The organism is Polynucleobacter sp. 39-46-10 (assembly GCF_002282275.1).
The window spans coordinates 1-9,647 of sequence record NZ_NCJB01000175.1; the positions used below are offsets into that span (position 1 = coordinate 1).

Annotated in this window: 12 protein-coding genes and 1 pseudogene; 5 read left to right on the forward strand and 8 right to left on the reverse strand. The window is 43.0% G+C overall.

Features of this window, described 5'->3' with window-relative positions; translation table 11 throughout:
* Positions 1-1,174 (forward strand): porin (locus B7X71_RS11805; protein WP_293599849.1); only part of this gene is annotated, 1,174 nt, incomplete at its 5' end.
* 90 nt (positions 1,175-1,264) lie between these two features.
* On the opposite strand, the gene B7X71_RS11810 is transcribed toward B7X71_RS11805, so the two are convergent.
* From B7X71_RS11810 to B7X71_RS11820, 3 genes are all read right to left on the reverse strand, one after another.
* Positions 1,265-1,432: a hypothetical protein gene (locus B7X71_RS11810; protein ID WP_293600826.1), complete on the reverse strand. Its 168-nt coding sequence runs from the start codon at positions 1,430-1,432 to the stop codon at positions 1,265-1,267.
* 1 nt (position 1,433) lies between these two features.
* The gene (locus B7X71_RS11815) at positions 1,434-1,577 is read right to left on the reverse strand and encodes a hypothetical protein (RefSeq protein WP_293600827.1); all 144 of its coding nucleotides are present in this window, start codon (positions 1,575-1,577) and stop codon (positions 1,434-1,436) included.
* Positions 1,578-1,706: 129 nt separating this feature from the next.
* Positions 1,707-2,117: a DUF6641 family protein gene (locus B7X71_RS11820; RefSeq protein WP_293600828.1), complete on the reverse strand. Its 411-nt coding sequence runs from the start codon at positions 2,115-2,117 to the stop codon at positions 1,707-1,709.
* 213 nt (positions 2,118-2,330) lie between these two features.
* Here B7X71_RS11820 and B7X71_RS11825 point away from each other — a divergent pair, with 213 nt between their 5' ends.
* Both B7X71_RS11825 and B7X71_RS11830 read left to right on the forward strand, forming a co-directional pair.
* On the forward strand, positions 2,331-2,693 hold the full coding sequence (locus B7X71_RS11825; protein WP_293600829.1) for a hypothetical protein: 363 nt from the start codon (positions 2,331-2,333) through the stop codon (positions 2,691-2,693).
* Positions 2,694-3,499: 806 nt separating this feature from the next.
* Positions 3,500-4,111, forward strand: a complete 612-nt coding sequence (locus tag B7X71_RS11830) for a site-specific integrase (RefSeq protein ID WP_293600830.1) — start codon at positions 3,500-3,502, stop codon at positions 4,109-4,111.
* Here B7X71_RS11830 and B7X71_RS11835 read toward each other — a convergent pair whose 3' ends face one another.
* The 3 genes from B7X71_RS11835 to B7X71_RS11845 all read right to left on the reverse strand — a co-directional run bounded on the left by B7X71_RS11835 (position 4,112) and on the right by B7X71_RS11845 (position 6,521).
* Complete coding sequence (locus B7X71_RS11835; protein ID WP_293598770.1) at positions 4,112-4,927, reverse strand: hypothetical protein; 816 nt, start codon at positions 4,925-4,927, stop codon at positions 4,112-4,114.
* A 34-nt stretch (positions 4,928-4,961) separates the two neighbouring features.
* Positions 4,962-5,207, reverse strand: a complete 246-nt coding sequence (locus tag B7X71_RS11840; protein WP_280767491.1) for a hypothetical protein — start codon at positions 5,205-5,207, stop codon at positions 4,962-4,964.
* Positions 5,208-5,303: 96 nt separating this feature from the next.
* A complete protein-coding gene (locus B7X71_RS11845; RefSeq protein ID WP_293600831.1) occupies positions 5,304-6,521 on the reverse strand; it encodes a phage integrase SAM-like domain-containing protein in 1,218 nt (405 codons plus the stop codon).
* Positions 6,522-6,842: 321 nt separating this feature from the next.
* Here B7X71_RS11845 and B7X71_RS11850 point away from each other — a divergent pair, with 321 nt between their 5' ends.
* Together B7X71_RS11850 and B7X71_RS11855 are read left to right on the forward strand one after the other, a co-directional pair.
* On the forward strand, positions 6,843-7,976 hold the full coding sequence (locus B7X71_RS11850; protein ID WP_293600832.1) for a porin: 1,134 nt from the start codon (positions 6,843-6,845) through the stop codon (positions 7,974-7,976).
* A 133-nt stretch (positions 7,977-8,109) separates the two neighbouring features.
* A complete protein-coding gene (locus tag B7X71_RS11855; RefSeq protein ID WP_293600833.1) occupies positions 8,110-8,274 on the forward strand; it encodes a hypothetical protein in 165 nt (54 codons plus the stop codon).
* Positions 8,275-8,347: 73 nt separating this feature from the next.
* On the opposite strand, the gene B7X71_RS11860 is transcribed toward B7X71_RS11855, so the two are convergent.
* Positions 8,348-9,514, reverse strand: coding sequence for a Do family serine endopeptidase (locus B7X71_RS11860; RefSeq protein ID WP_293600834.1), 1,167 nt, complete (start codon positions 9,512-9,514; stop codon positions 8,348-8,350).
* A gap of 21 nt (positions 9,515-9,535) precedes the next feature.
* Positions 9,536-9,647 (reverse strand): annotated as a pseudogene (mscL, locus tag B7X71_RS11865) (large conductance mechanosensitive channel protein MscL); the annotation flags it as partial.

Below are 9,647 nucleotides of genomic sequence, written 5' to 3' on the forward strand. Positions count from 1 at the left end.
AATGAAAAAATCGCTATTAGCAGTTGCAGCAATGACAGCATTTGCTGGCGCAGCTCAAGCTCAGTCATCAGTGACTGTTTACGGTATTTTGGACGTTGGTTACATCGGCGGTAACAACCGTGGCTTTACATCAACTGGCAACACGCAAAAATCTACTTACAACTCATTTGGTTCTTCAGCTGAGTCTACAAGCCGTTTAGGTTTCAAAGGTACTGAAGACTTAGGTGGCGGTATGAATGCATTTTTCACCGTTGAACTAGCGGTAACTCCAAACTCAGCTAGTGCTGCAACTGGTGGTACAAACCGTCAAGCATTTGTTGGTGTGTCTAAAAAAGGCACTGGTAACGTAGCAATCGGTACTCAGTACACAGTAATTCACACAGCAGTTGGCGCCACTTCTGCTGGCCAGCAAAACAACATGGTTGGTGACGTAATTTATCCAATCGCTCCAGGTAATAACGGAAACACAGTTGGTAGCAACTCTGCCATTGCAGGCACTAACCAAGACTCTACTGTTACTGGTGCATATACAGTACGAACTAACAACATGTTAAAAGTTCAGTCTGATAAGTTTGCTGGATTCCAAGGTACAGCTTTCTACACAATGGCTAATCAGGATAATACTCAGAACTCTGCAACTTCAGGCGGTCAGAATGACAAAAATGGTTGGGGTGTTGGTATTAACTACAACTGGAAAAAGCTGTTAGTTACTGCAAACTATCAATCACTTAAGGCTAATCAGCCAACTTCAACGAGCTTTGCAATTTGGAGCACTCAGTCTGCAGCAACCAACGCTCAAGATAACCAACAGTACTATGCTGCTACTTACGACTTTGGTATTCTCAAGGCATATGCTCAGTACATTAACCGTAAAGTAACCTCTGAGTTAAATGGAAACAATTACATCCAACGTTCTGCACAGCAGATTGGTGTTCGTAGCTTCATTACTCCAAAGATCGAAGCTTGGGCATCAGGCGGTACAGGTCGTTTTGACACAATTCAAGCTGAGACAGTTAACTTTACTGGTTACCAGTTGGGTTCAAACTACTGGTTGAGCAAGCGTACTAACTTATACGCGATTTTTGGCTCAACACAACAATCAAGCTCTAGCTTGGCTACTCAGCCCTCTAGCGGTGCGAATAACTACGCAGTTGGTGTACGCCACACTTTCTAATTTAGCACTAGCTTAGGCTAGTTACGAATTAGTTTGGTATTAAATTAACCCATCGTGGAAACACGGTGGGTTTTTTCTTTACAGAACTCACTACACGCTGTTCAATTTGCTGCGTTGTTGATTGAGCTTCATCTGTTGTTGACGGATACGTTCTTGCTTTACACGCTGTTGTGCTTGCCGAACCTGTGATTGCATAGTTTTGATACGCTGCTGCTCTGGTGTTGGTGGTTTGTTGGAGATGACTTCTGCAATGCGCATGTTAAATCTCCGTAGGAATGCTGATGACATTACTTGCGCCAAATAGTGATTGCAGTATTTTTATCGCAAAGTTGACATTATCTGCATGCACCACAGTTGTTACTACAACACCGCTTGCTCTGACAGTTGCACGAAATCGTTTCATAACAATATTTATTGTGCGAGTACGCGAGCAACGAGAAACCATTCGTGCATAGTGTCTCGTCTTTAAAACTGGGGTTCTTGTCAGCGCATTAGATCATTGCAAAACCGAGTGAATTCGGTGTGATTTAGTTCATTTCACAAAACCCGCGCGCAGTTTAGTTGCTGCAGCATCAATCGCACTATCAAGCTCACCAGCAAGTACAGCAGTTTTAATTGCATCTAGTGTGGCTGTTAAATCTTTAGCCTGTGCCACTTCCACGGCATATTTGCCACGTGCCAGTTCCAATACGCGACTACCGTAACGCACGCTAATTGCCAACTTTCCAGTCTGTGTTGTAAACCACCAAGGTTTGACGGTGATATGTTGCTCCACTTGTTTGCGTAAGCCAGTTTCACTATCTGTGTAACTCTTGAACTTGGCGATACGGAACTGCGTACCTTGTTCTTGCGCTTTAGCCAATTCAATCTGTTGCCAAACCCGTTTTGCCAGTTTGTTTCTGCGTTGTACCACTTGCGGAACTTGGGTGTGGTTTGCGTGCATCAGTAAGTTTGAGTTGGGCGAGTGCAGATATTGTTGTAGTTGCCATTGTGTGTTGCTCCTTTGCTTGTGTTGACAGCACAACTGTAGTTTCGGTTTCGTGTATTACGCGACCGAAATCTGCTTGATCACATCAATTTCGCCAAAATCGCACAAAAACACCAAATAACACATCACATTTAATTAGCTAATGTTTGGTCAGCACTAAATACTTGCATGGATGATTTAACTTACATGCTAAACGCACGTACCCAAAAAGATACCGCCAAAACGGATGCATGGATTGCACGGCAACACATCACTGCCAAACAATTTATTGATACGGATCTGCAAACCTGCTTGTTGCAAGCGCAAAAAATGGCACGCATCACCATTCAGTACCACGCACACTATCTATGCACTTACAACACCACGGTATTAAATGGGTTTTTACAGAAAATGGCATTTGGCAAGTCACGCAGCAAATTACGTGAGCAACATGCCTGTGCGGTATTTCGGATATGCGCACAGGTTAACCGTAAGTTGTATCAAACAGCAGATAGACGCTGCACAAAGAAAGGTCAAAAAACCAGTTTGTAATATAACGGCTAATGAGACTGGGCTTGTTGCATCAACACAGTAGATTGCGGTGCAACGCATAAGCAGATAATGCCATGGGTTAAGCAGTTCCCGTTCATACGCAAACCAATGCGTGTAATGGGTTGGGAGTTTAAAACATCTTTATCCCGTAAAAACCAATCTACTGTGTGTGCAGGGACTTTTTACCGTCAAGCACCATGCAACGACTACTAGCGACAGAGTATTTCTCCGCTATAGCCGTTGTATGACCAGAACATTCTCCGTCAAGCTAACTGCACCAAAAGCAACTGCGTTGCTTTCGGCTTTCTTTTATCGTGTTCTCAATTAATCAACAGAAAGAATGTGTGAGCGAAAACGAAGTTTTTGCGAGACACAAGCAAACGCAGTTTGCTTTCACATTACTAGTTAGATGTAATTCACCAACACTACAGGTCTACTACACCTGCGAAAACTACAGTACAAAAATACAGGACTACGAACTGATTTTTGGCAGCACTACGCAGCAACACCTCAAAACACCTGCATACACGCAGATCAGGGCGGCAAAAAAAACAACACCAGCAAGAATACGTGCACACGCTACAGCGTTATTTTGATATGTTGCATGTGCTGTCGTCTAAATGCCACGAATAAAACACCTGTGCATGTAAATTTGCGCTAAATACATGACCAAATAGAATGCACAAACTCTTTGGTCAGTGGCGTAAGTAGTTGTTTTGTATAGAAACGCATGACATGAAACCCACATACATGTTCAGGTTGCTCTGCTGCCACATAAGAATACATACTAAAAACGTACACATTATTTGGAGAAACCCATGGCACAAGCAAAATCACTCACCCAGCAAGATATTGATGCAGTTTTAAATTACATCACTACACGTACATACGCAACCCGTAATCGGTTGATGTTTTTGTTTACGGTCTTAGCAGGGCTTCGCGTATCGGAAGTCGCGCAATTAACGGTAGGGGATGTGCGCAATACGGACGGTAGCATTAAGACGCAGGTGTTTTTATCGGCGCAGCGTGTCAAGCATGGGCATGCACGTACGGTGTTTGTCAGTACGCAGTTGCAGCGCGAACTTAGCCTGTACTTGACAGCACGTAACTATGCACAAGGTGATATTAGTGATGACATGCCACTATTTCATACGCTACGTGGTATTCGTAATGCATTTACTGCTTCCACACTGACCCAGCACTTTCATTACTTGTACCGTCGTGCACGGGTATTTGGTGCTAGCAGCCATTCAGGTAGACGTACATTCATTACCAACTTGAGTAATTCGGGCATCAGTGTGTTTGTACTTGCCAGTTTAGCGGGACACAAGAACATTGCCACCACCAATCGTTATGTTACGGTGAATGACGAGCAAAAACGACGTGCCGTAGACTGTTTTAGTTTGCAGGTGGCTTAACTAAGTGCGTAACTTCAGTGCTGCAAGTCGTTCTTTGAGCATTTCAACAGAACGCTCCAAACCATGATCATTGGCATCTGCAATGTGTTCTTGACTGTACAGTAACTCCAGCGCAACTTGTACCAATGCTTCTCGTTGTCGCCAATATTGCCGCAGTCGCTGACCAACTGCAGGTGCAAAAGATGTCTGTGCAAATTTACTTTTACTCCCACGAATGCGCGGAACACCTGTAATGCAAGCATCAGGCTCAAAACCCAGTTCACAATTGACGTCACGATCTAACCAACGTTGTATTTCATGTGATTGTTGTGCATCAGGCATGGGATTACGTAGCGGATTAGTATCAATTGCATTAGTGATCAGCATGACTGCTTCTTCGTAGCAAGATTCTGCTTTTGTTTCCATGCGCTGAAATGCTGTTTTGCCATTAGCATCGCGTTTAATAGAACGACGAAACAAGTTAGCAAGACGAGTATATTTGTCACCGTCTTTTACATACTGCATGTAATCATACAAAACACTGGGCATGCTTTCTGTTGTGCTCCAATCACTTTCTACATGTGACATATCCCAGTCGTAGCTTTGTAGATATTCCAAATAACACTCATTTCCCAATGCCGCAAGCATTTTTTGTTTTGGCACAGCACGCTGTGCAATCACAGATACCAGTGCAGCTTTGATTAAGCGTAATGATGCGTACTCCGTATCATTGATTAAGCGAAAAGGAATATCACGCAACGCATTGTAAGTAAGTTGATGTATGTACTGGCTATCATCAATGCTGCTACTGCATTTGATGGCGCGTAAGTCAAACAACACAGCGTACTGCAATGTACGCTGTGCATGCTGTTTAAACTTTTCTGCGTCGACTAGTGCTTTTGCGGGGTGCAGAACGTGATGATTTGGCTTTCATGACGCTGCGCAAGTCAGTTGCACTAAAACTGTGCGTTGTAATCAATCTTTTCACAGTTGCCAAATCTTCTTCACGTGTTTGCGTCAACAATGCTTCAATCTTTGCATTGAGTTCGGCTTGTGCCTTTTGTGCTGCTGCTAATTGGTCGCTAGCAGATTGCGAAGATGAAGTCATTTCAGTCATATCATTCCCCATTTAGTTATTGATTACAGAATTGTTATCAATATTAGAAAATATAAATTAAATCTTAACAAGTGTAATAGGTACAAACGCTATGAATTATCTTCTGCTGTGCAACATACCCACATTCATTTCTGGTGTAAGTTGACTTGCGTAAAAGCGTTCAATCATTTCCACGCTTGTACGTGCATTACGCGCCAGTGTCAGTAAATCAATTCCACGTCCGTATAACAACCTATATGTAATTGCTGTGTGTCGTAACGAATACAATGTGCGTCGCTGTCCAAGTGCGCCAAATCGTAATCCTGTTGCAAGCAGTATCTTTACGAAATACTTGTCAATCAATTGCATTGCAGCAGCACGGTCTTTAATCTGCGGTAAAAACAAATAGTCATCTGCAGTTGCCAAACCTTGCTGGTCGTAATAACTACGCAGATGTTCATATATGCGTACAGCAGATTGCAATGTAATAACTGGTGCAGAGTGACGCTTGGTTTCAGGAATGGTTAAACGCAAGTAGATGTGACCATTACGTATCACTTCAATATGCTTATGTTGCATTAGTTTCATATCAACTGGTCGTACAAAACTGTTAACCATAAAACCAATTAACCAAGTCATTTCGCGTGGAATATTAGCGTCTGGTGCAAACAAGTTATTGTGTTTGGTGCGATGTGTGACTTTGATTGGGTCACACACTTGGTTTGCTAATCGTTTGCTGGCACGCAGTAGCGCACGATACTCTGTAACACTAAATCCGCCACGTGGCGTGCTAGATGATTTAAGTTTGGGGAATGTGGGTATTTTTTCAATCCAACCATGTTTAAATGCGCACTCCAATACTTTGTGTAGCGCATTTAAGTATTGTGTAATGGTCATGGACTTGTATTGTTTGTCACTTAGAAAATACAAGAAGCGTTCTATGTCAGTGTGTTTGATGTCAGCAACTTGCACAGCCCCAAAATACGGCAATACCCACTTGCGTATGCGTGACACCAGCATGACGTATGTGCCGTTGGTAATCTCGTCACGCTTGACACGTGCTGTTTCATTAGCAAGCATGATGTTGGCAACGTTGTTGACTGATAAATCTTGTGTGTTTGCAACAGCACCTTGTGCAATTACGCCTGTATCTATTAAACGCTGTTCATAAAATAATTTAGCCAGTTGCAAAGCGTGTCGCTTACTGGTTGTGCGCAAACTACGTATCACTGTCTTGTTATCAAAGTAACAGCGCACTTGCCAGTAGCTACTTGCATTGGTCAAAAAGATACGTAACTTGTTTGGATAACTGGGCACATAGGTAATAGTGTGCAAGATTGGAAGCGTGCGACAACGTTTCGCGTAAAAGAATTCGTCGTTTGCCGATTTGGATTGCATATTGCAAGCGTACTGTCGCACACCAAGTTATGCGACCAGTATATTTTTCCGCAAATTTTTGTACACCAAAACTCTACCATTTCAAAATCATTTACCACTGTTATAAAAAGCAAACACGTTTTAGAAAAACGTTTGCACTTTGTCGCACAGTCCCCAGTGTGCGACAGCGACACTCAAACTAATGGGCAAGTAATGCGGTGTTAATGGAGCAAGTTAGTGATGTGCACATTCTTGACAATTTTTATGGAGATTTAAAGAATGAAAAAATCGCTATTAGCAGTTGCAGCAATGACAGCATTTGCTGGCGCAGCTCAAGCTCAGTCATCAGTGACTGTTTACGGCAACACACAAAAAGCAACTTACAACTCATTTGGTTCTTCAGCTGAGTCTACAAGCCGTTTGGGTTTTAAAGGCAATGAAGATTTGGGTGGCGGTATGGCCGCTTTCTTTACCGTTGAATTAGCGGTAACTCCAAACTCAGCAGCAGCTACAACTGGTGGCACAAACCGTCAAGCATTTGTTGGTGTGTCTAAAAAAGGCACTGGTAACGTAGCAATCGGTACTCAGTACACAGTAATTCACACTGCAGTTGGTGCAACTGATCCTGGTCAGCAAAACAACATGGTTGGTAACGTAATTTATCCAATCGCTCCAGGTAACAACGGCAATACAGTTGGTAGCAACTCTGCTATTGCAGGTACCAACCAAGATGCAACCAACACTGGTGGATATACAGTTCGTACCAACAATATGTTGAAGGTACAAACTGATAAATTCGCCGGATTCCAAGGTACAGCTTTCTACACAATGGCTAACCAGGATAATACTCAGAACAATGCAACTTCAGGTGGTCAGAATGACAAAAATGGTTGGGGTGTTGGTATTAACTACAACTGGCAAAAGCTGTTAGTTACTGCAAACTATCAATCACTTAAGGCTAATCAGCCAACTGCCACAACATCTGCTGCTGCCCTCTTTACACCTTGGACAGCCCAGTCCACTGCAAGTAACGTTCAAGACAACCAACAGTACTATGCTGCTACTTACGACTTTGGTATTCTCAAGGCATACGCTCAGTACATTAACCGTAAGGTAACTTCTGAGATTACTCCTAATGTTTACTTACAACGTTCTGCACAGCAGATTGGTGTTCGTAGCTTTATTACTCCAAAGATCGAAGCTTGGGCATCAGGCGGTACAGGTCGTTTTGACTCAATTCAAGCTGAGACTGTTAACTTTACTGGCTACCAGTTGGGTTCAAACTACTGGTTGAGCAAGCGTACTAACTTGTATGCAATTTTTGGCTCAACACAACAATCAAGCTCTAGCTTGGCTACTCAGCCTTCTAGCGGTGCAAATAACTACGCACTTGGCGTACGTCACACTTTCTAATTTAGCACTAGCTTAGGCTAGTTACAAATTAGTTTGGTATTAAATTAACCCATCGTGGAAACACGGTGGGTTTTTTTCAGCACCTCATCTTTCATGCTTTTAGCAATACAAACTTATTATTTGGGAGGTTAATATGCGGTATTTACGAATTGTCGCTATTGTTGTTCTGATGAATCTTGCATTGAGTGGTTGCCTTGCAAGTTCAACCTCTTCGATAGGTCAAGCATGTAATCCTAGCGTAGATAAGGGGCCAACTTGGATGTGGCCATTAGTATGTCAGCCAGGTGGCGGCGCATAATCAAATATAAATTGCGCAATTTAGAGTGCCACTATAAATCCTCATAGCAAATTAAATAACGGTTTTTAATTTGCTATGAGGATTTAGGCCTTTTACCAATCTTGATTACCAAGTTTAGCTCTTTGCCTTTTCTCAAGACCTCAATATGCATTTCCATGCCAGGACGTTGTTTAGCGACTTGATTTAAGAGCTGTCTAACATCTTTGATCTCTTGCCCATTTACTTTTATCAAGATATCTCCCGGCTTTATGCCTGCCCGATCTGCCGGACCACCCTCGAGCACACCTGCTATTAGCACTCCAGAAGTATTGCTTGGTAGGTTTAAGGATTGAGCTAATTCCTTTGAAATATTTTGGGGTTCAACACCAATCCAGCCGCGTGTGACACTGCCATTAGTCAGTATTGATTCCATGACTTGTTTAGCTAGGTTGACCGGGATAGCAAAGCCAATTCCCATTGATCCACCGTTGTTGGAATAAATCGCCGTATTGATGCCAATCAGACTGCCTCTCGTGTCGATCAGCGCCCCACCAGAATTCCCCGGGTTAATTGCCGCATCCGTTTGAATAAAATTTTCAAAGGTATTGATGCCAACATGATCTCTGCCTAATGCAGAAACAATTCCAGAGGTGACGGTTTGCCCAACACCAAAGGGATTTCCAATGGCTAGTACTACATCTCCTACGTGAACTGATTCAATTTGTCCGAGAGTGATTGGGGCGGGTAGTTGTTTGGGCTCAATCTTGAGTACAGCTATATCTGTATCAGGATCGCTACCAATGAGTTGAGCTTTGAATTTGCGACCATCAGCCAAGGCAATATCAATTTCATCGGCATCACTAATCACGTGGTGATTAGTCAGAATGATGCCTTCTGGACTTACAAGAACGCCTGAGCCTAGGCTGAATCGTGGATCTTCCTTGGGCGCTTTTTCGCCAAAGAAGAAGTTGAAGAATGGATCCGGTGAATTTGGATTGCCATTTTTTTTTGAATTGGTGATTGACTCTTTTTTACTGGTAAAGATGTTGACTACTGCCGGCATCGAGTCTCTAACCGCTTCATGGTAAGACCCCGGGCTAAGCCTGCCATCATTTAAAGACTCTCTTAAGGAAACTTTTTCAACAAATGAGTTGATCTGCGCCCCACCAAGCCAGCTAGGCTTAAGGGTCGCTACAACCAGCCATACAGCCAAAAAAACTGTGACTGATTGTGCAAATAGGAGCCAAAGGCGATGGAGCATCGTTGTCATTAAGGGAAGAGCTTATTTCTTAAGACTGTCACGAATTTCCCGCAAAAGCACAATATCTTCAGGGGTGGGAGGTGGGGGTGGCGCATCCATGGTTCGTACACGATTGACTATTTTGACCATTTGA

Bases quoted from the DNA above. Each gene is read 5' to 3' on its own strand.
- B7X71_RS11810 (WP_293600826.1), bottom strand. From the start codon at position 1,432: ATGCGCATTGCAGAAGTCATCTCCAACAAACCACCAACACCAGAGCAG.
- B7X71_RS11815 (WP_293600827.1), bottom strand. From the start codon at position 1,577: ATGAAACGATTTCGTGCAACTGTCAGAGCAAGCGGTGTTGTAGTAACA.
- B7X71_RS11825 (WP_293600829.1), top strand. From the start codon at position 2,331: ATGGATGATTTAACTTACATGCTAAACGCACGTACCCAAAAAGATACC.
- B7X71_RS11850 (WP_293600832.1), top strand. From the start codon at position 6,843: ATGAAAAAATCGCTATTAGCAGTTGCAGCAATGACAGCATTTGCTGGC.
- B7X71_RS11860 (WP_293600834.1), bottom strand. From the start codon at position 9,514: ATGCTCCATCGCCTTTGGCTCCTATTTGCACAATCAGTCACAGTTTTT.
- B7X71_RS11855 (WP_293600833.1), top strand. From the start codon at position 8,110: ATGCGGTATTTACGAATTGTCGCTATTGTTGTTCTGATGAATCTTGCA.
- B7X71_RS11820 (WP_293600828.1), bottom strand. From the start codon at position 2,117: ATGCACGCAAACCACACCCAAGTTCCGCAAGTGGTACAACGCAGAAAC.
- B7X71_RS11840 (WP_280767491.1), bottom strand. From the start codon at position 5,207: ATGACTGAAATGACTTCATCTTCGCAATCTGCTAGCGACCAATTAGCA.